Source organism: Niastella populi (genome assembly GCF_002078015.1).
Classification (GTDB): Bacteria; Bacteroidota; Bacteroidia; order Chitinophagales; family Chitinophagaceae; genus Niastella; species Niastella populi.
Genome location: NZ_LWBP01000045.1, coordinates 1 through 25,206, shown reverse-complemented (window position 1 = coordinate 25,206; position 25,206 = coordinate 1). Strand labels below are relative to the sequence as shown.

18 protein-coding genes are annotated in these 25,206 nt (G+C 44.1%); 12 read left to right on the top strand and 6 right to left on the bottom strand.

The genetic code is table 11. The features are described 5' to 3' along the window. Nucleotides 1–7 precede the first annotated feature (7 nt). Nucleotides 8–3,235, bottom strand: a complete 3,228-nt coding sequence (locus A4R26_RS05880; RefSeq protein WP_081161990.1) for a SusC/RagA family TonB-linked outer membrane protein — start codon at nucleotides 3,233–3,235, stop codon at nucleotides 8–10. A gap of 372 nt (nucleotides 3,236–3,607) precedes the next feature. Here A4R26_RS05880 and A4R26_RS05875 point away from each other — a divergent pair, with 372 nt between their 5' ends. Then, nucleotides 3,608–4,963 carry a Gfo/Idh/MocA family protein gene (locus tag A4R26_RS05875; RefSeq protein WP_081161987.1) on the top strand — a complete coding sequence of 452 codons (1,356 nt, stop codon included), beginning with the start codon at nucleotides 3,608–3,610 and terminating at the stop codon, nucleotides 4,961–4,963. 17 nt (nucleotides 4,964–4,980) lie between these two features. Next, on the top strand, nucleotides 4,981–5,727 hold the full coding sequence (locus tag A4R26_RS05870; protein WP_207625689.1) for a 3-keto-disaccharide hydrolase: 747 nt from the start codon (nucleotides 4,981–4,983) through the stop codon (nucleotides 5,725–5,727). A 15-nt stretch (nucleotides 5,728–5,742) separates the two neighbouring features. On the opposite strand, the gene A4R26_RS35580 is transcribed toward A4R26_RS05870, so the two are convergent. From A4R26_RS35580 to A4R26_RS05850, 4 genes are read right to left on the bottom strand one after another with little or no spacing between them, the layout of a single operon-like run. Continuing rightward, nucleotides 5,743–7,716 (bottom strand): glycoside hydrolase family 43 protein, encoded by a 1,974-nt coding sequence (locus tag A4R26_RS35580; protein ID WP_081161984.1) that lies wholly within the window; start codon nucleotides 7,714–7,716, stop codon nucleotides 5,743–5,745. Nucleotides 7,717–7,735: 19 nt separating this feature from the next. Beyond that, nucleotides 7,736–8,839: a glycoside hydrolase family 88/105 protein gene (locus A4R26_RS05860; RefSeq protein WP_081162500.1), complete on the bottom strand. Its 1,104-nt coding sequence runs from the start codon at nucleotides 8,837–8,839 to the stop codon at nucleotides 7,736–7,738. A gap of 39 nt (nucleotides 8,840–8,878) precedes the next feature. Further along, entirely contained in the window at nucleotides 8,879–10,390 is a 1,512-nt protein-coding gene (locus A4R26_RS05855; protein WP_081161981.1) for a family 43 glycosylhydrolase, read from the bottom strand. 59 nt (nucleotides 10,391–10,449) lie between these two features. After that, complete coding sequence (locus A4R26_RS05850; RefSeq protein WP_242674833.1) at nucleotides 10,450–12,045, bottom strand: family 43 glycosylhydrolase; 1,596 nt, start codon at nucleotides 12,043–12,045, stop codon at nucleotides 10,450–10,452. Nucleotides 12,046–12,097: 52 nt separating this feature from the next. On the opposite strand from A4R26_RS05850, the gene A4R26_RS05845 reads away from it, so the two are divergent. The 3 genes from A4R26_RS05845 to A4R26_RS05835 all read left to right on the top strand — a co-directional run bounded on the left by A4R26_RS05845 (nucleotide 12,098) and on the right by A4R26_RS05835 (nucleotide 17,391). After that, nucleotides 12,098–15,319, top strand: a complete 3,222-nt coding sequence (locus tag A4R26_RS05845; RefSeq protein WP_242674832.1) for a ligand-binding sensor domain-containing protein — start codon at nucleotides 12,098–12,100, stop codon at nucleotides 15,317–15,319. Between the two features lies 1 nt (nucleotide 15,320). Continuing rightward, nucleotides 15,321–16,085 (top strand): response regulator transcription factor, encoded by a 765-nt coding sequence (locus A4R26_RS05840; RefSeq protein ID WP_081161975.1) that lies wholly within the window; start codon nucleotides 15,321–15,323, stop codon nucleotides 16,083–16,085. A 223-nt stretch (nucleotides 16,086–16,308) separates the two neighbouring features. After that, complete coding sequence (locus tag A4R26_RS05835; RefSeq protein ID WP_081161972.1) at nucleotides 16,309–17,391, top strand: SMP-30/gluconolactonase/LRE family protein; 1,083 nt, start codon at nucleotides 16,309–16,311, stop codon at nucleotides 17,389–17,391. Nucleotides 17,392–17,493: 102 nt separating this feature from the next. Here A4R26_RS05835 and A4R26_RS05830 read toward each other — a convergent pair whose 3' ends face one another. Next, on the bottom strand, nucleotides 17,494–18,003 hold the full coding sequence (locus tag A4R26_RS05830; protein ID WP_081161969.1) for a hypothetical protein: 510 nt from the start codon (nucleotides 18,001–18,003) through the stop codon (nucleotides 17,494–17,496). Nucleotides 18,004–18,649: 646 nt separating this feature from the next. Between A4R26_RS05830 and A4R26_RS05825 the strand changes: the two genes are divergently transcribed. The 7 genes from A4R26_RS05825 (at nucleotide 18,650) to A4R26_RS05795 (ending at nucleotide 25,121) form a co-directional block, all read left to right on the top strand. Further along, entirely contained in the window at nucleotides 18,650–19,075 is a 426-nt protein-coding gene (locus A4R26_RS05825) for a helix-turn-helix domain-containing protein (protein ID WP_081161966.1), read from the top strand. A 549-nt stretch (nucleotides 19,076–19,624) separates the two neighbouring features. Then, nucleotides 19,625–20,512, top strand: coding sequence for a glycosyltransferase family 2 protein (locus A4R26_RS05820; protein WP_081161963.1), 888 nt, complete (start codon nucleotides 19,625–19,627; stop codon nucleotides 20,510–20,512). Nucleotides 20,513–20,573: 61 nt separating this feature from the next. Next, nucleotides 20,574–22,142: a hypothetical protein gene (locus tag A4R26_RS05815; RefSeq protein WP_081161960.1), complete on the top strand. Its 1,569-nt coding sequence runs from the start codon at nucleotides 20,574–20,576 to the stop codon at nucleotides 22,140–22,142. 21 nt (nucleotides 22,143–22,163) lie between these two features. Further along, entirely contained in the window at nucleotides 22,164–22,631 is a 468-nt protein-coding gene (locus tag A4R26_RS05810; protein ID WP_081161957.1) for a MauE/DoxX family redox-associated membrane protein, read from the top strand. A gap of 23 nt (nucleotides 22,632–22,654) precedes the next feature. After that, nucleotides 22,655–24,208 carry a hypothetical protein gene (locus tag A4R26_RS05805; protein WP_081161954.1) on the top strand — a complete coding sequence of 518 codons (1,554 nt, stop codon included), beginning with the start codon at nucleotides 22,655–22,657 and terminating at the stop codon, nucleotides 24,206–24,208. Next, nucleotides 24,205–24,696 carry a TlpA family protein disulfide reductase gene (locus A4R26_RS05800; protein ID WP_081161951.1) on the top strand — a complete coding sequence of 164 codons (492 nt, stop codon included), beginning with the start codon at nucleotides 24,205–24,207 and terminating at the stop codon, nucleotides 24,694–24,696. Before A4R26_RS05805 ends, A4R26_RS05800 begins: the two co-directional genes overlap by 4 nt. A gap of 161 nt (nucleotides 24,697–24,857) precedes the next feature. Next, nucleotides 24,858–25,121, top strand: coding sequence for a hypothetical protein (locus A4R26_RS05795; RefSeq protein WP_081161948.1), 264 nt, complete (start codon nucleotides 24,858–24,860; stop codon nucleotides 25,119–25,121). The last annotated feature ends 85 nt before the right edge of the window (nucleotides 25,122–25,206 follow it).

Here is a 25,206-nt window from a genome sequence, read left to right as displayed (position 1 = left end):
TAACGGATTAGAAAATTAAATTAAGTCCCAGGTTATACACCCTCGATGCCCAGCCGCCTGTTTCAGGATCACCGTAGGTCCAGTTCCGGTTATTCCAAACGGAAATATTGCGAACAGTACCGTAAATTTTCACCCGGTTCAGGGAATACCTCGAGGTCCATTGTTTCGGCAATGTATAGCCTACTGCAAAGTTGTCGAAGCGGATAAAGGAGCGGTTGTACAACATGGCCGCACCAGCCGCACCTGTGGGTCCTTTGGCCTCGATACGGCCGAACTGGTTGGTTGGGTTATCGGGCGTCCAGTATTCCTTTGCAGGAACATTCTGTAAAGCGTAAGCCATGCGCCCGCCCAGGTCATCGTTATTCAGATATTCGTCAGATAAACTTTTATGCCCCATGTACGAGTAAACGTTGAATGAAACATTCAGGTTGTTCCATAAAACAAACTCATTGCGCATCGACCAATGCCAGGGGGCCAGGGTCTGGCCTAAAAATTCTTTGTCTTTGTCGTTATAGGTAGGTGTAACCGTGCCGTTGGTATTCTTCACATCGTCGGCCGTGTAGTTGTTCGCTACTTTGGGATCGCCGGGCGCCTGGCCGTATAATTTCGCTTCCTGCACTTCGTTCGCCTGCCAGATACCGGTTACCCGGTAATTCCAGATGGCGCCGATGGGTTTTCCAATAAACCAGCTGTTTGTTATATCGTCTCTTTCTTTTGAACCGATTATATTTCCGTTGCCATCTACGAGCGTCTCGCGTTCGTAGTAAAGATGTGTTATCGTGTTTTTATTGTACGACAAACCGAAAGTGGTATTCCATTGGAAATTTTTGTTGCGGATGTTGGTCGTGTTCAATGAGAACTCAACCCCTTTGTTGTCAACCTGGCCCAGGTTGGTTGTAATAAAACTAAACCCGGTAAAGCTGGGCAACCGTTGCTCCATGATCATATCGTGCGTTTGCATGGTGTAATATTCCAATGAGCCCGTGATACGATCGTTGAGGAAACCGAAGTCGAGCCCGAAGTTATAGGAAGTGGTTTTTTCCCATTGCAGATTCGGGTTGGCTAACCTGTCGGCATACAGGTAACGGAATAACTGCAGCTGACCGGCGGCGTTAAGATACCCCTGCATTCTGCCCGCGCCTTCAGAAAGGTTGGAAAGCCCAACGTAAGGATTGGCAAGCGAGCGGTTCCCATTTTTTCCGTAGGAAGCACGCAGTTTACCGGTACTCATTATATCGCCCCATTTGAAGAACTTTTCGTTTGTGAACGTCCAGGCCAGCGCCAGCGAGGGAAAAGTTGCATACGGGTTGGATGTACCAAACGCCGAGTAACCGTCGCGGCGGATTGAAGTGGTGATCATATACCGGTTGTCGTAAGAATAGAACAGGCGCGCCAGCAGCGCATCTGCCGACTGGTGGCCGTCGGAGCTCGAGTAAGTACTGTTCTCTTTACTACCGTTCTTTGTATTATGGAATCCCAATGCATCGGAAGGCAGAATATTACGTGCCTCGATGCGATCTGTCCACGACCTGCGGTCCTCCGCTTCCTGTACAAGGGTAACCACTACGCGATGATCCTGAAGGAACCGCTGGTCCCAGGTAATGGTGTTATTGAGCGACCAGTCGAAGCGTTTCTCCTGTTCGCGGTTTGCGCCACGCGTTTTAGGATCTGAACCCGGCAGTTCTGCCGACATAAAATAACGGTCGTAAAAGAACTGATAACGTGGCGAAGCATTGAAAGTGTAAGTGATGTTGAAAGGCAGCTTTATTTTGGCATTCAAAATCGTATTCAGTACCGTAAACCCTTTTTCAAGCTCGAGGTATTTTTTCTGAAAATCATAATTATAACCGCGCTGGCTGTATTCAGAGCTCAACGGGAACTGAATGGGCTCGCCAGCTATATCATGATCTGCATACGGGCTATTCCGCAACGTTTGGTCCATATCCAGGTCGAGGTTACCATCAGACCTGTCCTGGAAATTAATGTTGGCGCCCACTTCAAACCAGTTGGTGACCTTTGCATCCAGTTTCAGGTTGGAACGAACAGCCCGGTAGTTATCGCTTTTTACCGCACCTTCGTTCTTCAGATAACCCATCGACAAATAGTAGTTGACCTTATCGCCGGCCCCGCTTATGCTTACATTGAAGTCGGAATTGATACCGGTCCTGAAGGTGTGATCGGCCCAGTCTACCGTTTTGCCATCGAGGAAATTCTGTAATGCATTGCCGGTAAACCCTAAACGTTTGGCCCAGATGCTTTCATCAGATTCATCTGCGGTATTGGTGGTATAGCCGCGCCATGTATCGAGCGCCACCTTATCACCCAACTGATCGGGCCGCGTAAAATATTCGGGCCTGTTGGCAAACGTACCGGACTGGTATGCTTCATAATTACCGGTACCGGCATTTACACCATATGTATTTTTTGCAAACCAGTCCTGGCGGTGCTGCATGTAAGCTTCAGGAGAAAATCTCTTCCTGTACTTGCCTACCGTTGTTGCACCCACATTCATGGTGGAAGTAATAACCGGTTTGCCCTGTTTGCCTTTTTTTGTTTGAATAAGGATCACACCGCTTGCCGCCTTAGATCCATACACCGCTGCGGCGGAGGCATCTTTCAGGATGTCGATCTGTTCTATATCGTCGGGATTGATCTCGGAAAGTTCTCCATAAAAAAGCATCCCGTCCAATACGATCAACGGGTTGTTGTGCCCGCCTTCATTGTAAACGGAACGGCGGCCACGTATTTCGAGGTTACCGCCACCTTTGGCAGAAGCATCATAGCCGACACGCAATCCCGGTGTACCGCGCAGGATATCCTGAACCGTCTTCGGGTTTTCATTGGCGATACGGTCGGGACGTACCTGAACAATAGACCCGGTAAGGTCTTTTTTCTTCATGGTACCATAACCTACCACTACCACATCTTCAAAACTGGTAGCTGCCGGTTCAATAATGATGGCTACTTCGTCGCCTGCTACTACAACATCTTTGGTGACGTAGCTTATATGTGTTACCCTTAAAACGGCGCCTTTGGCCGCGGGTATACTGAATACACCCTGTGCATTTGTTTTGGCACTGATGGCAGTACCCTTAACGGCAACGGTAACATCGGGCACCCCTGATCCAAGGGAGTCGGTGATCTTACCCCTTACCGTCTCCTGCGCCCAGGCACTAAATGAGAACAGCAGGAAAAACAGAAAAGTAAATGTTTGGGGAAACGTTCTTTTCGTCATAAAGGTCAATCGTTTTGGATTTAAAAAAGGAGTAGTTGCAAACGGAATGATCAGTTTATATTAGCAGCTTATACTTTTTCAAGGCTATCAGATGCAATCGTTTGAAACCTGTACATTTTCCGGTTGTAAAAGAAATGAATAGCGCTTGCATCTTCTATTCATTGTTTTGTCGATTTATTCCAAGTTTGATATTCCGCTGAAACCGGGTTATTCATTCTTTTGTCTTATTGTTTCAAAAACTACCAGCTGCGAGAGATAACCAATTGATTAATAGCATCATTCTTTTTAGTTTTTTACCTGGGCCATCTACACCGGGCTACACACATATGAGGTTTATTTATTTTAGCGAAATACATCACACAAACATTTCAGATGAAAAACTCACGCCGTAAGTTCATTAAGCAGGCGTCTATTGCCGGAGCCGGCCTCTTCTTTTCAAACAATGTTTTCAGCGCTAAAAGCTATAGCCGCATCATCGGTTCAAACGACCGCGTTCGGGTTGGGGTTGCAGGCTTCTCAGACCGTCATCGTTTCTCTCACATGCCTTGTTTTATGAACCATTGCAGGGAACTTAATTTCGAGGTGGTGGCCGTTTCCGACCTGTGGAAAGTGCGCCGCGAAGAGGGCGCCGCCAGGTGGAAAGAAAAAATGCAAAACGATGTAACCGCTTTCCGCAACAATGAAGAAATGTATAACAGCAAAATGGTTGATGCCGTTTTTATCGGCACCGCTGACTTTCAACATGCCTTACATACCATAGAAGCGGTAAAGGCGGGGTGCGATGCGTATGTTGAAAAGCCTTTTGCCGAAACGATGGAAGACAACCGCGCTGCATTGAAAGCCGTAAAGGAAACGGGAAAAATTGTGCAGATCGGTTCCCAGCGCCGCAGCGGAGCCAATTACCATGCCGCCAATGAATTCATCCGCTCAGGGAAGTTCGGCCCCATCACTATGGTTGAATTAACCTGGAATGTAAACCAGCCCGGCCGCTGGCGCCGGCCTGAACTGCTGAAAGTATTGAAGGAAGAAGATACCGACTGGAAACGTTTTTTGATGAACCGCCCTTTTGAAAAATTCGATCCCCGCATTTACCTCGAGTATCGCCTCTTCTGGCCCTATTCATCGGGGTTGCCCGGTCAGTGGATGAGCCACCAGATAGATACCGTGCATTGGTTTACCGGTCTTACCCACCCCCGCAGCGTAACTGCCAATGGCGGTATTTACCAATGGAAAGACGGGCGCCGCAACTGGGATACCATTATGGCGGTTTTCGATTATGGTCCGCTGAACGATCTTTCGCAGGGCTTCCAGGTAACCTTTGGTTCGCGGATGCACAACGGCGAAGAACGCCCGGCTGAAATATACTATTCCAATGGCGGCGAACTCAATCTTATTACCAATACCATTTCGCCGCAGGGCGGTCTTACTGAGAAAATGGCCAGAGCCATGAACATGAAAGCCAACCTGCTGCCGAAAATGAGCTTACCCAATAATGAAAGAGTGGTAGCGGCTGCCAATACCGGCGGGGATGTGCTCACGTCGAACCACGTTCGCAACTGGATGGAATGCGTGCGCAGCCGCAAACAGCCCAATGCACCGGTTGAAGCCGGTTACAGCCACAGTATTGCCAACATTATGACCACCGCCGCCTCGCATACCGGCTCCAAAGCCACGTTTGATGAGAAAACGCAGGAGGTGATGGTAAATGGAAAAGTTTTCAAATACTAAAAAAAAGATACATCAGTATGAATATGATCCGCAAAACGTTTGCTTTCTCATTGCTTTTGTTTTCATGTAATGTGTTAACCGCCCAAAAAATAAACAGCTTAACAAAAAAGGAAAAGAAAGAAGGCTGGAAATTATTATTCGATGGCAGCACCACAAAAGGCTGGCGGGGAGCCAAAAGCGAGGGCTTTCCCACGGCCAGCCCCGGTTGGGTGGTAAAAGACGGACTGATGACCATTCAGGCAACCGATGGTTCCGAATCGCAGCATGCAGGGGATATTATTACCACCGGTGAATACAGCGCCTTCGAATTGAGCTTCGATTTCAAACTAACGAAGGGCGCCAACAGCGGTGTAAAATATTTTGTTACCGGTAAAGAAAAAACCGGTGCTTCTGCCATCGGTCTCGAGTACCAGATCCTCGACGATGAAGTGCACCCCGATGCCAAACTGGGCCGCAACGGCAACCGCACACTGGCTTCTTTATACGATCTGAAAACATGCGATAAGGCCGGCGCTACCCACCCTATTGGCGAATGGAATACCGGCAGGGTGATCGTATATCCCAATAATCATGTTGAACACTGGCTGAATGGCAGGAAGGTGCTGGAGTATGAGCGAAAGTCGCCTGCGTATCGTGAACTGGTTAAAATAAGCAAGTACAGGAACTGGGAAAACTTTGGCGAAGCCGATAAAGGGCATATCCTGTTACAGGACCACGGCAATGAAGTAAGTTATAGAAATATTAAGATCAGGGCTTTGAATTAAGCCTTGATCTTTTTTTTATTCGTTTAACAGCCTGAAGGTTTTGGGCAACGCATACAATGGATCTGCTTTACCCTTGTTTTTTATAAATGAAAGCTCAATAATGGCGGTTCTTCTTGGCGAAACCTTTGCATCGGAAGCATGCACATGGAACACATAAAAGGGATTTCCGCCTGTATTCCACAATATATCGCCATGCCCGGTTCCGTTTAAGCCAATATTCTTCTGCGAAATAATAGGACCGGTGCCGCTTTTTTTCCAGGGCCCCGTGGGGCCCGGAGCTATTGCATAACCAATCGCATAATCGGGATTACGAAAATCATTGGCTGAATAGATCATATAATACCATCCCTTCCACCGGAAAACGGTAGGTCCTTCAGCCACTTTCCACTCCACGTTTTGCGTATCTTCCCAGGGCAGCGAAGCATTGATACATTCCTTTACAGTAGCTGCATCGATGTTCGAAAGCGTTTTATCAAGCTCCGCTACAAAGATGCGATTGCCATCCTGCAACCGTACATGGTATAAATAAATTTTGCCCGAGTGATCGAAATAAACAAAAGGATCGATCATTCTTACCGGCGCCTCCAACGGCTTTTGTTCCTTTTGCGTAAACGGCCCCAGCGGACTATCGGCACTGGCTATGGCAATATGTTCATTGGCGGTATATGCCATGTAGAATTTTCCCTGGTGTTTGAAGACCTGCGGCGCCCAAAAACCTTTGTCGCCATAGCTTTCGCCTTTACGCAATACAAACCCCTCCTCTTTCCAGTTTATTTTATCATCGGAACTATATGCCTTGAAGCCACTATCCATACCCCTTCCTGCTGTTCCGTACAAATAGTATTTACCATCGTTAAAAAAGATAGTAGGGTCGGCCAGTAACGGATTTTGTGTAGTTGCCAGTTGTTGTTTTCCGGTAGTTGGCCCTTCCACGGTCAATATACCGTCCTTCACTTTCATTTTATCGATAAACACCACCCGCTCATCGCCTGTTTTACTGGTGCGGCCATGATATACGCACAACATGGTTTTTCCATCCGGTGCATAGGTAATGCTGTTATGGCCGGTGCCGGTAACAATGCCACCCGATGCGGTATTCTTTTGTAATACCGGGTTGTTGGCCGCTTTTGTAAAAGGGCCGAGCGGACTTTTTGACGTAGCATACCCGACCGCATAGTTTTGTCCGCCAAAATAATTGGCCGAGTACATCATGTAATACGTATCGCCTTTTTTGAAAATGAAGGAACCTTCCGTCCAGCGGCGGTTCACTTCTTTGGAGGTAACCGAACGGCTTTCCCAGCCGGCCTGGGGATCGTTCATTTTTACAGGAGGGCGCAATAACAGCACCGGCTCACCGATTACACCGCTGAAGTCGGGTTTCATTTCAACGCCATACACCCAGCTTTCTTCAATTTCATTGAACCAGCCTTTGTCTTTGGCCCACCTCGCCACTTCGCTTTCAACCGAATGTTTATAGCAACACCTTGAATAATACAAATAGGTTCTGCCGTCTTCGGCAAAAAGCACATTGGCATCGATGATAGGATAATCGGGATTAAAAACGGGTTTATTCTGCAGGTCGATGAATGGGCCGGTTGGCTGATCGGCCACTGCTACGCCGATCTTAAAATTTTCGAGCTCTTTGCCGGGGTTCTCTTTCCACTGTGCGCTGTAGAAGAGGTAATACTTCCCGTTCCGTTCATATACTTCGGGCGCCCAGTAAGAATGTTCACCCCAGCCATTTTTATTATTTCCATAATACACCTGGCCTTCGCGTTTCCAGTTTATAAGATCATCCGATGAATAAGCCACAAAGCCATTATCGGCGCCGGCGCCGGTTCCGTACATATAATATTTACCGCTGCCTGTTCGCAAAATATAGGGATCGCCGAACTGAACATTTAACGGATTGCTCCAGGCCGCGGTGTCCTGGGCATATCCATTACCAAGCAGGAAACAAAAAAAGAGGAATAAGAAGATCTTGTGCATTGTTCGTTTTTCTTATGCGTTATTTTTCAAGAAGTGCACCAACGCACCAAAGGTAAGGGGCCTGCCCATGATAATCGCCTGTTCTGCGCGGCCGGTCGTAGTAATATTGCTTGTCGTTCTTTTTATTGGTGCCCACGCATACCTCTTTAACAGCGCCTTTTTCATCGATGTACGGCACCATCGCCAACCAGGCCTTCCGGGCTACAGGCGCATATTCTTTTTCGTTCAGCCATTTTTGCTTTACACCTGTGATCAATGCATAAGTAAACATGGCCGTTCCCGATGTTTCGGCCCAGCTGTCTTTTTCATCGATCAACTGGTTCCACATACCGGCGGGTGTTTGATATTGTTTCAAACTTTTCATCATCGTGTGGTAGCCCTGCATAATCCGCGGGCGGTATTGGTTATCTTCAGGTAAATAGCGCAGCAATACCGCCATGCCTGCCGCCATCCAGCCATTGCCGCGCCCCCAGTAAAACGGCACATCGGGTGCATGATAAAAAAGGCCGTTCGGGCGTTGAAGCGTATCGAGGTACATTACCATCTCCTTAGCGGCACGATCAATATATTTTTTATCGCCGGTTACTTTATACGCCTGCGATTGTACAATGGTGATCATATACATATCATCGATCCAAAGGCGTGTTTGCCAGGAATACCCTTTTTCAGCCCAGGCCTTTTCTTCCGGCTTACCGTTTTCAGGCACCTCCCACTGGGTATCGGCATATGGCAGTCCCAGCTCGAGGTACTTTTTATCCTTAGTTACCTGGTACAACTCCAGCGGCAAACTGCCAAACATGTTCAGGTCAACATGGTTTTTAATTGGCAGAAGCGCCTGTTCCGTGGTGAACAGCGGCTGGAACCGTTGCTCAAGCGAATCGAGCAATGTTTTATCGTTGGTCATCGAGGCATACGTAAGCGAACCCTTCCAGTAAAATGTTTCGGGATAACTGATCCATTTACCGGCATGCAGTGCATGTTTTTGACCGATCATCCGGTGCGCTATCAAATTACCAACTTCTTCAGGCGTATATCCTTTGGGAAACTTCGTGAGGCTGTTCTTCTGGGCCAATAAAAACTGAAACGGAAGCAACAACAAACATGTAAATACCCTTTTATTCATGCGCATAAGATTTCAATTGTTTTAAACGGGGAACTCCTGTTAATTTTTAAACCTGAACGCCGATACTTCTGCCAACCCCGGTTGTTTCTGGCTGTCGTGCCCCGATACGGGCACCAGTTTAAAGTACCTGCATTGTTTCTGTGCCGGCAGGGTTACATACTGTTTTAACAGGTCGATATTGTTAAGAGAAAATACGCCGAGGTTCTCCCAGCTGATATTATCATTACTGATATGAACTTCCAGTTCTTTTATTTTACGATCGCCTGCTTTTTGCGAAATGATAAATCCATTCACTTTAGCCGTTGTATCCATATCTACCGTAATCCAATGGTTGGGATAGTCGGTGGGGTCGGTTGAATAACGCGTGATCCAGTAGGTTGACAATACGTCATCGATCAACCGGATAGCGAGGCGGCTATTGTTTGTTTCCTCTGAACTGAAACCGGCGATCTTCCATTTGGTTTTAGGATATATCAGTCGGTGCGGTTCGCCCGAGGGACGTGTAAGCGGCTGGTTGATGGGTACCGGTTCGCCGAAACCGGGCGAGCCGTCGGCATTCCATGTAAACCGCTGGATCCGCGGATTGCGGCCATTTCCATCGCCGCCATTGGGCAAATTGCGCGCATGATAAATGATCCAGTCTTCCGTGCCATCGGGCGATTTGAAAAAGCCGTTATGTCCCGGCCCGTACGCACTGCTTTCTGCTTTCATCGAAAAAACCGGGGTATTCTTTTTCGTCCAGTCGGCAGGGTTCATGGGATCGCCGTTTTCTTTAAGCGTAAGCAAACCGAGGCAATAGCCGTCGACCCAATACCCGCTGCCCGAATAAACGATATATACCCGGCCCTGCGGATTCACGAGGACCTGCGGTCCTTCGTTGATGGGGTTGCCCTTTTTCTCCCAGTCATAGGTAGGTGTGGCTATCATTACCTTTTCACTGGAAATGGTCCACGGGTTACTCATTTTGGCTATGTAAATATGCTGCGGTGGTGCGCCGGCATTACCGCCCGACCATAACATGTATAGCTGACCGTTGTGATTGAATACCGTGCCATCGATAGCCCACTGGTTAGTGGCATCGGCCACTTTCCCTTTGAACTCCCAGGTACCTTCAACGGGTGTTGGGGAAGAATTTTCAACTACATACATGCGGTGGTTGGCATTTGAGCCGTCATCGGCAGCAAAATAAAAATACCATTTACCGTTTATCTCATGCAGTTCGGGCGCCCATACATTTTTTGAATAAGCAGTGCCGGCAGGCGGTGTGTACACTTCATAGCGGCGCGAAGAGGCAAGCTCCGATACATTCTTTGTTTCAAGGATCACCAGTTTACTGCCCTGCGTATAGGTGTAATAGTAGGTGCCGTTCTTTTGCAGCACCCAGGGATCGGGACCACCGGTTAAAACGGGATTGGTAAATGTACTGTCGGTGATCAATCCTGAAAGATCTTCAGCCGGTTCAACCGGGTCATCAGGATATCCTACCCTGTTACAGGCGTTCAACAGCAAAGTACATCCTAAAAGGCTTGCAATCGTTAGTAGCTGGTTCATATAATGGTTTTGTTAGTTGCATTCCCAATCAACAGGCATTTTACAGGTTCGCAGCACCGCTACCGCGAGGGCCGCGAAGGCGCCGTGTTGCCTATGGCAAACTGCTCATTGCCTGTTGGCTCATTTACCAGTATAAAGTCTTTGAAAAAGGCTGCTTTTTCAACCGGGCCTTTCGAAACCAGCCCTACACGCACGGCCCTGTCCCACGGTGGCAGGTAAGAGATATCGGTTGTTGTACTGTTAAGCACATGAAACTTTACGCCATCTTCACTGTACGCAAAAGTGACTTCGGTATTGTTCTTTACCTGCGCCCTTACTTTTACATTCGCAGGTTGGCCGATCTTTTCTTCGGCGATAACCTGTGCTTCATTTTTCTTTACCTGAATCAAACGTATAGCGTTGCCGTCGACTACCGCGTATAAAATATTCTTATCATCGCCTATCAAAGCAAGCCCCGCCTGCGAGGTGGAGTTCTTTTGCACGGTAACTTCTGCAAAATAATTACCGGCCAGCACCGACTGGCCAACATAGGCGCCGGAAGCAGAAGGAAGGGCTGATAATTTTAACGTGTTGTTGGCGATCTTGTATTGCACATGCTGAAAAATGCTCCAGTGCCAGTTGCCGGAAAGTTGTTGATCTGAAAACCGGTCAACGGTTTTTTGGGTCTTTACTGTTTTACCGTAGTCGTTACCATTTAAAAAACGCAGCCATCCATCGGGCGTAAATTCAAATTCATTCAGCAGGCCCTGCCGCCCGCCGTAGGCGCCGGTACTGGTGCTGTAAGCATGGTACAAAAAATAATGTTTGCCATCCTTTTTAACAGGAGTGCCATGACCCGGACATTTCCATTCCATATTGGCCGCCAGCACCGGATTGCCCGGATATTTTTCCCAGGGGCCTAACAGGTTCCTGGCTCTTGCAATACCGGTTCCGTAGCTGCAACTTTTACCGCAACAGGCGGCCGCCGCATAAAACGCATAAAAGTATTCGTTTTGCCTTATTATCGACACGCCTTCCACCAGGCCTTTTTCCCAGGCCGCATCGCCGCGAAAAAGTTCTTTCTTCTCTCCCGTTAAAGCGGTTCTGTCTTCTTTCATTTCCGCCGCCCAGATGGGGGTAGGTTTACCAACGCTGTTGCCATCTTCTTTCCAGATCATATACAGCTTTCCATTCTCGTCGCGCATGGGAAAAGCATCTATGGAACCATGATCCTGGCACATCAGCGGGCCAAGGTCTTTATACGGCCCCTCGGGCTTATCTGCCACCGCTGCCGCAATACAAAGGTTTCCGCCTTTTTTATGAGCAGTATAATACATGTACACCTTACCATTATCGTACGTTATTTCGGGCGCCCACAGGTAATAGTCGGCCCAGCCGGGCAGCTTTGTAAACACATGCCCGGCAGGTTTCCAGTTTACAAGATCACTGGAACGGTATATAGGAAAAGCGGGAAACCAGTTTGAGGTAGTACCTACGGCCCAGTATTCATTCCCGATTTTCACCACCGACGGATCGGGATGATCGCCGGGTAGTACCAACTGCTGGGAGTGGCCGCTGAAAATAAACAGCAATAAAGTCAATGACAAAAACAATCGCATCATATTGCTCAGCATATCCGTCAAAATAAATGCACCGGCCCCAAATACTTTGTTCAATATTTTGCCGAATTGTGCCAAACCCGCTCAATTCGCGCTGCAAAGCGGTACTATGATAAGCGCCATTTTTATATATTTGACCGTGGGAAATATGCGATTGCTGTATTACATCATTACACCGGTATTGACGCTGCTGCTTGCCGCGTCCACATCATTTGGTCAATACTACTTCAAACAATACCAGGTAGATGACGGACTGGCTCACAACGCCGTAACTTCCATTATACAGGACAGCAAAGGACTGATGTGGATCGGAACACGCGATGGCATCAACCGCTTCGACGCCTACACTTTTAAAACCTGCGAATACAAAAAGAACAAGTTTGGCAGAATAGGAAATAACGTAATAAATTCCATTGCAGAAGATAAAAATGGAATGATCTGGGCCGGAACGGGTAAAGGCCTTTTCAAATACGACCCTTATAAAGAACTTTTTTTTGAACCGGCGCCGGCGCCCAAAGAATATACCAGCAATCTCATTATAGACAGGAACAACGACCTGTGGTGCCTTGTCAACTTCACATTATGCAAATACATAACCGCCGAAAACAGGTTCGAGAACCTGAAAATAACAGCTTCCTGTATTGCCCTCGACGCCGACATGAATTTGTGGATGGGCGATAATGACGGCAACATCAGCATTTACGACCCGAAAAAAACAAATGGCAATAAGATCAGGATCGTTGAGAAGAACCTTCCCGACAACGCCCGGTCGATAAGCAAAATATACCCGGTAAACAGGAACGAATTCCTCATAGGTTGTTTTAAACAGGGATTGAAAAGCTATAATACGCAAACCGGTAAAGTAAGGCCCCTTTCCCTGCGCACCGACAAAAGCGATATTTACGTGCGCGACATCGAGGTTGACAATGACGGGTTGTACTGGATCGCTACCGAATCGGGCATCTATGTGTACGACCCGGTTCACAACGTAAGCAAAAACCTTGTAAAACAACCCGGTTCCCCTTATGCCATCACCGATAATGCGGTTTACACCCTTTGCCGCGACAACCGCGGCGGCATGTGGGCCGGCACTTATTTTGGCGGGATAAACTATTGCTCAAAAGACAATGCGCGCTTTGAAAAATTCTTTCCCATACCCGGTATCAACTCCATATCGGGTGAGGCTGTACGGGAGATCTCGGCAGACAAGGACAACAATTTATGGATCGGTACCGAAGATGCGGGGATCAACAAGCTGAATTTAAAAACCGGTGAGATCACCAACTACCTGGCGTCGGGGAAAAAAGGCGCTATCTCCTACCCTAACGTTCACGGCCTGCTGGCATGGAACAACCAGCTGTTCATAGGCCCGTTCTTCCAGGGCATGGAAATAATGGACCTGCGCACCGAAACCATTACCGACAAATTCAATTTCGTAGGCAGCAAGAACGACCAGTTAAGTGATTTTGTGATTTCCATTTACCGCACAAGAGATGATCACCTGCTGGTTGGCACCGCCTATCATGGCTCGGGTTTATTTGAGTACGACATAAAAAACAAAACATTTACCCGCATTTCTCAGATTCCCTATAACTCTTACGTGTTTGATATTTTTGAAGATTCAAAAGGGAATATCTGGACGGGAAGCGTAAACCAGGGCGCGTTCTATTATAACCCCCAAACGGGCAGGCATGGCAACTTCCGGTTTGGCGATACGGTAAACGGTAAATTCACCAATGAATTTGCCGTATATAATATTTTTGAAGACAGCCAGCATGCGCTGTGGTTTGCCACTACGGGCGGCGGGTTGATAAAACTAAGCGCCGACCGGAAAACCATCAAAAGATACAATACGGAGAACGGCCTGCCTACAAATGTGCTGTATGGCATCCTCGAAGATGATTCAGGGCATTTGTGGATCAGTTCGCTCAAAGGCCTTATACGATTTAAGATCGCTACCGGGGAAGTAAAAGTGTATACAAGGGCAAACGGATTGATAACCGACCAGTTCAATTATAACTCGGCATACAGGCACACCGACGGCAAAATGTATTTTGGTTCGGTTAAAGGCATGATCGCTTTCGACCCTGCCTCATTCGACCAGAAAGAACCCAGCCCGCCCACATATATCACCGGTTTCCAGATCAACAATAAAGAAGTGTTCCCCGATTCGGCAAACAGTGTGCTTACACGGTCAATCCTGTATACCGATACCATAGAGCTTGACCATGACCAAAGCAGTTTCAGTATTGAATTTGCCGCGCTGAACTTTTCCTCGCCCGAAGTAACCCGGTACAAATATTTAATGAAGGGGCTCGACAGAACGTGGACCTACCTCAGCACCAACCGCAAAGCCTACTTTACCGATCTTACCCACGGCAATTATGAATTCATTGTACAGGCCGAAAGCAATATCGGCAGCTGGGTGGGAAAAGAGCGTAAACTGGTGATCAGGATCATGCCGCCTTTCTGGAAAAGTAACGTGGCGTATATCCTGTACGTACTGTTACTGGTTACAGCAGTATATATAGCTACCCGTAAGTACCGGCAATACCTCGAAAGAAAAAATTTGCGCAAGCTGCAGCTTTTTGAACTTGAAAAAGAAAAGGAAATATACCAGGCAAAAATCGAGTTCTTCACCAACATCACCCACGAGATCCAAACCCCGCTAACCCTGATTGCCGGGCCAATAGAGTGGCTGCGAAAAAAATTCGGCAGGGACCCTGAAATAAATAAAAGCCTCACGATAGCCGAAAAAAATACCAGGCGCCTGGTGGAATTGACAAGCCAGCTGCTCGATTTCAGAAAGACCGAGGCAAGCCAGTTTAGTTTGAACTTTGTGAAAACCGATATTGTAGCAGTCATAACAGATATTGTAACCGGTTTTAAACAACAGGCGGCTTCCAATAAAATTAAACTGAATGTAGAATTGCCGGCCAGCCGCTTTATGGCTTTTGTTGACAGGGAAGCATTTATTAAAATATGTACGAACCTCCTGTCGAATGCCATTAAATATGCGGCAACCAACGCCACCGTTAAGATAACCGCTGTGGAAAATGCGGATGAATATTTTACGCTGCATTTTATCAATGATGGAAAGGCCATTCCCGAAGAGTTCAGGCATAAGATCTTTGAACCCTTTGTAAGAGTACGCGGCAACAGCAAACAGGGAACCGGCATAGGCCTGTCGATTGCCAAATCGCTTGCAGAACTGCACAACGGATCGTTACAATTGGTTCCAGGCTCGCCCGATTTAATTATTTTTGAATTGCGGATGCCTGTACACCAAAAATTTGAATTTCAATTAAGCAGCTGGAAAAAGATCGAATAATATGACAGACAGTATTCTTATTATTGATGATAACGAAGATATGCTGGAGTTTTTATCAGTAGTGTTAGGCGACATGTATAAACTGCATCTTGCATTGAACGGAGAAATTGCCCAGACTATTTTAGATAATGAGGTCATCAACCTGATCATCTCTGACATTATGATGCCGGGGATCGATGGGTTTGAATTGTGCCGCCTGGTAAAATCAAATGTGGAATACTGTCATATTCCAATAATTTTGTTAACGTCGAAGAACACTTATGCAGCGCATATAGAAGGATTGGAAGTGGGGGCAGATGCCTACATACAAAAGCCTTTTTCCTCAGAATTGCTGCAGGTGCAGATCGCCAACCTGCTGAAGAACCGCCGTAAGATAAAAGATCATTTTGCCAGTTCGCCATTTGACGATGTGGGCGTAATGGCCCATTCAAAAACGGATGAAGCCTTCTTGAAAAAGCTCGATGAATATATAAGGGATAACATTAAAGACCCTAACATAGATATAGATATGCTTGCCGAACATATGTTCATGAGCCGCACCACGTTTTACCGCAAGATAAAATCACTGTCTTCCTTATCGCCCAAAGAGCTCATAGATATAACCCGCCTCAAAAAAGCAGCGAGCCTGATCGCCGAGAATGAGTTTTCGTTGTACGAGATCTCAAAAATGGTGGGTTATAGTTCGCAAAGTCTTTTCAGCCGCAACTTTCAGAAGTATTTTAAAATGTCGCCGGCAGCGTATTTCAATTCGCTGCCAAGGAAATAAGGAACTATTTTTAATATGAGTTGCCGGGCGTGTTGTTTAATATTCTTCATAGTTTTTTATTGGAAGTTATTTTTAGGCGGTTAACCTACTTTGTACAGGAATGTGCAACCCACATTTCATATCTGCCATTTAATTAAAGAACATTTGGTGCAATTGTTAGTTACCGGCAGGCCGCTGCCTGCCGGGACCTTATTTTATTTGTTCAAACTTAAAACTGCTTGCTATGGAAAAAAAAGTATTACTCCTTTTACCGGGAGTACTATGTTGCTTCACATTTTATTCCTGTTCAAAGAACAAAGCGCCCGATCCGGCAAAGGATGGGCGGGACGTGCAGGTTGAAACCTTTGCCGCTGCCTGCAGATGTAACCCGGCCGATACAACTTATTTCGATCCCACCTGTTTGCTTGCGCCAAACGCACGATTGAGAACATTGGGCGAAGGGTATAGTTTCACGGAAGGCCCTGCAGTTGATAAGCGGGGAAATATATTTTTTACCGATCAACCAAATGATAAGATCTACAAATGGTCGGTTCACTCAGGAGCCATCACTACCTTTTTAACGGGAACGGGCCGGTCGAATGGGATGGCGTTCGATAGAGACGGGAATTTGATCACCTGTGCCGATATGCATGGAGAAATATGGAAAATAGCGCCGAACGGCACACATACCGTGCTGGTAAATAACTACAATGGTAAATTACTGAACGGACCAAACGATGTATGGATCAATCCCAAAAACGGCGGCATGTACATTACCGACCCGATCTTTCCAAGAGGGTACTGGGATGAGGGCGATCCCCGCCAACAGGGCTGGCCGCCAACCCATTCGGAACAGGCCGCCACCGGTAAAGGCGGTTACGTGTATTACCTGGCCCCCGGCAGCCGCAGGCTGGTGCGGGTAACCACGGAAGCAATGGGCTGGGATGCAGACGGATGGCCTAACGGGGTGGTAGGAACGCCTGACGGTAAAAAGCTGTATGTAAATAAATGGGCGCCCGACATCAATACGGCGGGCACCTGGGTATTCGATATTAAACCCAATGGAACGCTTGCCAATATGCGCAAGTTTGCTGATATGGGCGGCGACGGTATGTCGATGGATGACCGGGGAAATGTTTATATCAGCAACGCGTATGGAGTAACAGCGTTCAGTTCGAGGGGTACTAGAATATTTAACGTGCCCACCGGAAGCGGCGCCACCAACAATGTGTTTGGCGGGCATGATAATAAGACATTATTCATTACAGGACCGGTGGATAAATTCACCGCGATAAAAATGAATGTGAAGGGAGTAGAAAAGTTTTGATAAATGGTAGATCCTACAGTTCATGGCTGAGAAAGGATTGCCTTCGGGCGGTCCTTTTCTTTTATGTGCCGCCGGTCGGGACGATGGCAAAAAACACCTGCTTTAGCCCAGGATATAATGAAGCGAGTAAAAGGCGTAATCTAATAAGGGATGTTTTTCAACCGGGGGATGCGCTGGCCCGGGCCGAAAATATGACTTAAATACCTGCAGCACCAGTGCCTTTTGGGAAAGGGCTAAATGCCCGTAAAGACTGGCCATATGCTGTTCGCTAAGCGCATATCGGTCTGATAGCAATTCCTGTAAGATCTTCAGTTCGTGCTGGATCTGAGGTTCCCGGTGACTCCACACCTGGGCATAACGGAGTATCCGGCTCCGGCCATACCCAAAATAATACGCTTCCGATGTAATAGCCTCACACTGAACCCAGTTCTGGATACAACTGAGCTGCACAAGCGTTATTGCCTGATCTTCTTCTTGTATTAAAAACCTCGCCTCCTGTAATAAAAAGTCATAAAACTTCTGGTAAAGCTTCTGAAAATCGATCGGTTCGCCTGATCGTACTTTTTGAATAGTAAGGGGAGTAACATCTGTGTCGGCAATGGCAAGTGTCATGGATAAAAGTTTACTAACAAGGTTAATAATGATTGACGGCGGATACCGGAAGGGGACACTTATCAAACCATACCAATGAGAAAAAGGAAAAAGAATTGAGCAGCAAAGGTACAGACTTACCTGCGGACTGTCATAACTTTTTCCAATTACTAAACCGAACCCAATAGCAGTACATAAAGAATTTCATGTACCGCCATTAGGTCAAACGCCAACGAACACCGTTTTGGCAAAATCCTTTACGTGGGTGAAAAATATTTTTTGAAACCGGATAAAGGTGACCAATACGAATGGTGTTTTAAGTAAAGGGGATTACCAGCGTTTAATTACCCTATCCTTCGTCTTTACCGCTAACTACCTTCTATAAACAGTATCAGATTAAGTCAAGGCACCGATAGGACACAATAACAATTGTGTTTAAAATAAACACTTTCAGAAAGAACCTGGCTAACCTGGCTATAAATACCTGGTTAGGATTTAGGAAAAAATAAATATCTAATACTGACAAATCTATTATACATATGCTATTACATTTATTGTCTCCTCAATAACCCTGGCCGGAAAGTACTCCTTCAATCGTTATTATTCAACAAAGCTTTAATCCGGTAAAGCATCGACAATATAATTCTTCATCACAACCTTATCCATCATGAACCTGAAGAGAAGTCACATTGAAAAGGCGGTCCAAATCCGCGATTTTCTTCATAAGAATTTCTTTGAAAATTATGACTATGAATTTTTATGCAAAAAATTCGGATTGAATAAGTTCCAACTTAAATCAGCCTTCAAAGCGGTTACCAATGATAATATACATTCCTATCTTACCAAACTGAAAATGGATCATGCAAAAAGGTTACTGCAAAAAACAGAATTCAGTATAGACTATATATCTGCTGCAATAGGGCTTGATCGAAGTAATTTCTATATACAGTTTAAGAAACACGAAGGTAAAACACCTGCCCAATGGCGGAAGGATCTAACTATGGAGTGTAACTTAAATGACAGCCACGAATCGTCTGACCAGTTAAAGAAAATAAAAAAGCAAACGACAAAAAATGTCGAGCGTTCAAAATAATACCGAATCGCTCCATAATTGTACCGAATCGCTACTTTTTCGATCTTTTAGTACTGTATCTTGCATCAAGTATCAACGAAACAACAGGATCCGCCCTTAAAAAACAAAGAGAATAAATGGTTGCAGGATATGTTTCTCCAACCATTTGCATCAGGTTACTTTCAGCTACGACTACACAGCATCTTATTTAAATTAAAACCTATCCGCCATGCATAAGAACACTGCCTTCATGAATTCGCCTGGCTATTACAAAACAGGTAAATCACTCAACAATAAACTAAGACGAAGTTATTCCTGATAGGGAAGAAACTTATTTCGCCCCTCGAACTCACCACTGTTAATTACATTGGACAAGTAATTTTTGTCAGTCAACAAATGTAAACTGCTGTTGCATGTATCAATTCATGTAACGAACCATACTATGCCCTTGAAATAAGGTTTCGAACTTTTAATATAAAGGTTTTACTGCCGCACTCCCGGCCCGATGTCTATCGGGATGGCTACAGCGGCATGCGAAAAACGAAGTATTTAATTTAAAAAACGCCATTTATGTCAACCATAAAAGACCCGTTGTATCAGCAAACACCGTTGCATATAAATGAGGAGAACATAGAGACACAGATACCAGCAGCGAATACACAAGCCGGTGGCAATGTAGCTATCAATCGTTTATCGATCATCATACCAGCCTATAATGAAGAAAAGACGATTTCGTTGATCCTTGACCGCATCAACGAGGTAAAGTTGATCAGGAATATAGAGAAGGAAGTGATCATTGTAAACGACTGTTCAACGGATAATACGGAGACTGTAATCCAAAACTATATATCGTGCAATACGAACCTTACGATAAACTACTTTAAATATATAAAGCACGATGTAAACCAGGGAAAGGGTGCGGCGATCCATACGGGTATAGCCCAGGCAACCGGCGATTATCTGTTGGTACAGGATGCCGACCTGGAATACGATCCGGGCGAATACAACACTTTGTTGAAACCTATTTTGCTCGCGTCGGCAGATGTGGTATACGGTTCAAGATTTATGGGCGGCAATCCACACCGCATCCTGTTCTTCTGGCATAGTATCGGCAACCGGGTGCTTACCTTTTTAAGTAACATGTTCAGCAATTTGAACTTAACCGACATGGAAACCGGATACAAGTTGTTCCGTACAGCTATTATTCAACGCATTTATTTACACGAAAAGCGGTTTGGTTTTGAACCGGAAGTAACACAAAAAATTTCAATGGTGCCAGGTATCAAAATATATGAAGTAGGCATCTCCTATTATGGAAGAACATTTGCCGAAGGAAAAAAGATTGGATGGAGGGATGGATTCAGAGCCATTTATTGCATTCTAAAATTTGGCTTGTTCAACAATAAGCTTATTGCAGAAAGCAAAAAAATGGCCCCTGTTCAACAAGCTGCAAGTTAATTGCTGACGTAAACCATAGCGGAACTATTATTCCAAACCCTGCATACTCAATTATGTTTTTATGAATGAACGAATGAGCATATCTCCGTATGAAATGTCTTTTAAGGAATTTCTTTTAAAGAACAAACGCAATCGTGCAATATTGTGGATTGCAGGAATAGCTATTGTGTTACAGTTTTGCATCTTCAAATATTTTTATCCCTATGCCAGCTATATTCATGGTGATTCATTTTCGTACCTGAATACTGCGCACTTCAACTTAGATATCAATACCTACATGGTTGGTTACTCCCGATTTATCAGGTTGTTTAGTGTTTTTACCAGTTCAGATACCGCGTTGGTAAGCTTTCAATACTTATTTATTCAATCGAGCGCCCTGTTTTTGTTGTTCACACTGTTTTATTTCTATAAACTAAGCAGGGTTATACAAATTGTGCTACTATGTTTTATGGTTTTTAATCCCTTGTTTTGGCATTTAGGAAATTTAATAAGTAGTGATTGTTTTTTTGCGTCATTAAGCCTGGTATGGTTTGCTCTTTTATTGTGGCTCATTAACCGGCCATCCACCCGTGTAATTGTTTGGCACGCTGTTGTGTTGTTTTTGGCTTTCACCGTTCGGTACAATGCATTAATCTATCCATTTATTTCTGCGGCTGTATTCTGGCTCTCAAAATTGCCTGTTCGGCAGAAAGTAATGGGCATTGGTGCAGGCGCTATTCTATGTTTCTTATTTGTTTTTTACACGTCGTATAAATATAAACAGCTTACAGGCTACTGGCAATACTCCCCTTTTAGCGGCTGGCAGTTTGCAAACAATGCTATGTATGCTTACCGGTATGTTGATAGTGCGGAAAGAAAACCTGTAGCCAAAAAATATCAAGTATTGGATAATATGATCAGGGAGTACTTCGACAGCACCAGGGATGTCAAAAAACATCCTACCGAAGCTGTTTTGGCCGGTACTTACTACATGTGGTCATTCGGAATGCCATTATATAAATACAGAGAAAAAATATTTAAAAAGGATACTACTGCAGGGGAATTGAAAAAGTGGGCAAGCATGGGGCCTTACTTTAAATCTTATGGGTTATATATCATTCGTAAATATCCTTCCTATTTCGTCCGCTATTTTCTTTGGCCAAATGCAAGTAAGTACTATGCTCCACCAGTTGAATTTTTAGCAGCATTCAATTCGGGCCGCGATAGTGTAGTGCCACTTGCAAAAGATTGGTTTGGATATAAATCTCTGAAGATAAGCACAAGAACCAAAGCAAATAATCATGAAATCCACATCCTTGATTTTTATCCTATTCTTTCAGGTGTTATCAATGTTGTAATGATTATGGCGTTATTATCGTTTTACGTTTTGAATGGTTTTTCAAAAAACAACCAAATACGTCAGGCAATATTCTTAGGAGGATCAATTTGGTTGATAAATGCAGGGTTTACCATTTTCGCATCTTCTGCTGCCTTACGATTTCAATCATTTCCAATATTACTTACAACCACTTTCACCTTAATATTGATTGACTGGATTTGGAATATGGCAAGTCAAAAACAGGTGGTCAATCCAATAGAAGCAGGAAAGATCCAAACAAGTCCAATAACGGATGTAATAACACCTGTATAAATTTATCTAAATGCATATATCATGAAAAAGAAAATGATTATAGAATCTATTGTTATGCTTTTCACCATACTTTTTCTTTATACAGGCATTAGCAAGATTATTGAGTATTCCATTTTTAAAGAACAAATTGCCACCTCACCTATACTTGCTCCGATAGCCACCCCTGTAGCCTTTACCTTGCCGTGGATTGAGTTTTTAGCAACCGTTCTACTAGTGATACCTCGATGGCGTTTTAAAGGATTTATTGTATCACTTTCATTAATGGTTTTGTTCACAATGTATACAATTCTAATACTAAATATTAATGAAAACATACCATGTAGTTGCGGTGGCCTGATTGGAGAACTTTCCTGGCAAGGCCATATTGCTCTTAACACAGCGTTCATTGCATTAGCTATTACAGGTATTGTTTTTGAAAAACAACTCAAATCAGCTCATCGATTAGAATTGTCATCAATCAACGATCAAAAAGCTCCTATCCAAGCATAAACATTTTTTTCTAAGCAAATACAATGATGTTCAATCAAAAAATATCAACACTACCATTTTATCAATGGCTCCTCCATCAAAGAGAAAACAGACTCTTTCTTGTGTGGGTTGGGCTTGTAATAGCAATTCAATTGTCTATTTTCAAAGTCATTTATCCGTTTCCCAATTTTATGCCGCCCGATTCAAATTCTTATTTGGAAGCTGCATGGAGTAATCAGTTAATCAACATGTGGGCAATTGGCTATTCTAAATTTTTGAGGTTTGTGAGCAGCTTCACTAACTCTCATTTTATCCTGGTATTGTTACAATATATCTTTTTGCAATTAAGTGTGATTTATTTAGTGTTTACTATTCGCTACTTACTATCACCTCCTAAATGGGTGTTTGTGGTTTTACTATTCGCAAATATTCTGAACCCCTTAGTAATTCATATCAGCAATTATGTTTCTAGTGATGCTTTATTTACAGCATTAAGCATCGTTTGGTTTACACAATTGATTTGGATTTTACATAAACCGACAAAATATTTGATGGTCGTGCATGCTTTGGTTTTGTTTTTTGCATTCATGGTTCGTTATAATGCTCTTTATTACCCGTTTCTAAGCATCATAATTATTACGATTTCTCAGCTTGCTATAAAAACAAGAATTAAAAGTATCGGACTTATTATACTACCACTCTCTTTATTTATAGGATCTACCGAATATGAATATTATAAACAGACAGGTCAAGCGCAGTATTCAGCATTCGGGGGCTGGCAAATCGCTGCCAATGCCTTGTATGGATATGCTCATGCTAAACAAAAAAACGTTGCTACTGTTCCAGCTCGATTCAGAACACTCCATTCAATTGTCAACAGGCATATGGATTCTATAAATCAGTTGCGTTATAGACCGGACAATGAAGTAGCTATTTACTATTTATGGGATTTCAAATCTCCATTGAAAATATATCTCAAAAAGGTACAGCAAAACGATAGTGCTAACAATTACTTTAGACAATGGGCTTCGATCGCGCCTTTATATGCAGACTATGGTAGATATCTTATAAAAAAATACCCAAGTGAATTCATGCAATTTTATTTGTGGCCGAACCTTTTAAAATATTATGCGCCTCCACCAAAGTTTATGGGCATTTACAATATGGGAATGGATAGTGTGGAACAAGTAACTGCCGGATGGTTTGGATGGAAGAATAAATATCTCCCTACATTTTATAAGGAAAAGAAAATTGAAATAGCTGAACCCTTTCAGATAGTTAGCCCGATTATCAATGTGGTTTTTGTTGTCAGTTACCTGGCTTTTATTCTATTGTTAGGTTTTCATAAAATTAATTCTTTAAGCAAGCGAGTTTTGGCATTAGCGATCACCATATGGTTTACCAATATGTTTTTTAGCGTGATTGCAGCACCAATCGAATTGCGATATCAAATATTCCCAATCATTTTTACATTTTGTTTTACCCTATTGCTTATTAGTTTCATAGTGGAAGAATGCAAGTTGAAAGAATCTAAAAGCTTAAGACAGGAAATCATGCAAAATAATTTATTAGAAAACTTGAAAATAAAGAATTTATGAAACTGCTCTTTTCATTTCTGCTATCAGTTTTTCTTTTAGGGTGTTATAGTAAGGAGCCTTTAAAAACAGGATTGGAAGGTAAGCCACTTCCTTCATTTAGCCTACTTCTGCCTGATAGCAGTACTTATTTGAATACAGCTACTATTCCGTCAGGCCATCCGATAGCTTTATTTTTTTATGGGCCTTATTGCCCATATTCCAGAGCTCAAATGGAAATTATTCTTAACAATATGAGTGAGTTAAAGGATGTGCACTTTTATGTTTTTACATCATACCCTTTTCATGACATGAAAAAATTCTATGACGATTACCAACTAAATAAATACTCAAACATCACTGCGGGAATAGATTACAAATTGGTTTTTAGTAATTATTATCAAGTACCAGGAGTACCTTATTTAGCGGTTTATGATAAGAACAAGCTATTAAAGCAGGCCTTTATTGGCCAGGTATATAGTAAACAAATAAAGTCTGCGATCGAAGAATAGATGCTTATATAAAATTATTAATTAGTGTGTACTTACATGCTGAAAACGGAATCCGGATTCCACAATTGAGGCTTTACCTGCCGCCTTAATTGTTGGAAAAACAAGAGCAGGCTATTATCTAAATTAAAGTTTAGCTTTTTGATTTAAAAAGCAATTCAATTATGAAAAAAGCAAAAGTTTTGTTAGCAGCCATTGCCGTTTTTGCAGTAGTAGGTGGTGCCTTGGCTTTTAAAGCAAAAAACGTAGGAAGTATTTATTGCGACAGTACTTGTCCAATCCAAGCTCTTAGACTAGGATTTACGACCCAAGATCAGGACCAGGGAAGTGCGACCACTGTATGTAATGCCCAGGGAACTAATATGTACTATGTTGCTCCTGTGACAGGTTGTACTACTACTACAATTGCCTATACAACTGCTAACTAGAAGGTTGTTCTAATTTTGCATTCTTTTGTAATAGGAACTATTGATGCAATAGTTCCTATTGCTTTATAAACAGATCGTTGGTTAT

Excerpts from the sequence above, each read along its gene's own strand:
- A4R26_RS05820 (WP_081161963.1), top strand. The coding sequence starts at position 19,625 with ATGTCAACCATAAAAGACCCGTTGTATCAGCAAACACCGTTGCATATA.
- A4R26_RS05830 (WP_081161969.1), bottom strand. The coding sequence starts at position 18,003 with ATGACACTTGCCATTGCCGACACAGATGTTACTCCCCTTACTATTCAA.
- A4R26_RS05875 (WP_081161987.1), top strand. The coding sequence starts at position 3,608 with ATGAAAAACTCACGCCGTAAGTTCATTAAGCAGGCGTCTATTGCCGGA.
- A4R26_RS05870 (WP_207625689.1), top strand. The coding sequence starts at position 4,981 with ATGAATATGATCCGCAAAACGTTTGCTTTCTCATTGCTTTTGTTTTCA.
- A4R26_RS05835 (WP_081161972.1), top strand. The coding sequence starts at position 16,309 with ATGGAAAAAAAAGTATTACTCCTTTTACCGGGAGTACTATGTTGCTTC.
- A4R26_RS05805 (WP_081161954.1), top strand. The coding sequence starts at position 22,655 with ATGATGTTCAATCAAAAAATATCAACACTACCATTTTATCAATGGCTC.
- A4R26_RS05855 (WP_081161981.1), bottom strand. The coding sequence starts at position 10,390 with ATGAACCAGCTACTAACGATTGCAAGCCTTTTAGGATGTACTTTGCTG.
- A4R26_RS05795 (WP_081161948.1), top strand. The coding sequence starts at position 24,858 with ATGAAAAAAGCAAAAGTTTTGTTAGCAGCCATTGCCGTTTTTGCAGTA.
- A4R26_RS35580 (WP_081161984.1), bottom strand. The coding sequence starts at position 7,716 with ATGCACAAGATCTTCTTATTCCTCTTTTTTTGTTTCCTGCTTGGTAAT.
- A4R26_RS05825 (WP_081161966.1), top strand. The coding sequence starts at position 18,650 with ATGAACCTGAAGAGAAGTCACATTGAAAAGGCGGTCCAAATCCGCGAT.
- A4R26_RS05800 (WP_081161951.1), top strand. The coding sequence starts at position 24,205 with ATGAAACTGCTCTTTTCATTTCTGCTATCAGTTTTTCTTTTAGGGTGT.
- A4R26_RS05815 (WP_081161960.1), top strand. The coding sequence starts at position 20,574 with ATGAATGAACGAATGAGCATATCTCCGTATGAAATGTCTTTTAAGGAA.
- A4R26_RS05810 (WP_081161957.1), top strand. The coding sequence starts at position 22,164 with ATGAAAAAGAAAATGATTATAGAATCTATTGTTATGCTTTTCACCATA.
- A4R26_RS05845 (WP_242674832.1), top strand. The coding sequence starts at position 12,098 with ATGATAAGCGCCATTTTTATATATTTGACCGTGGGAAATATGCGATTG.
- A4R26_RS05840 (WP_081161975.1), top strand. The coding sequence starts at position 15,321 with ATGACAGACAGTATTCTTATTATTGATGATAACGAAGATATGCTGGAG.
- A4R26_RS05860 (WP_081162500.1), bottom strand. The coding sequence starts at position 8,839 with ATGAATAAAAGGGTATTTACATGTTTGTTGTTGCTTCCGTTTCAGTTT.
- A4R26_RS05880 (WP_081161990.1), bottom strand. The coding sequence starts at position 3,235 with ATGACGAAAAGAACGTTTCCCCAAACATTTACTTTTCTGTTTTTCCTG.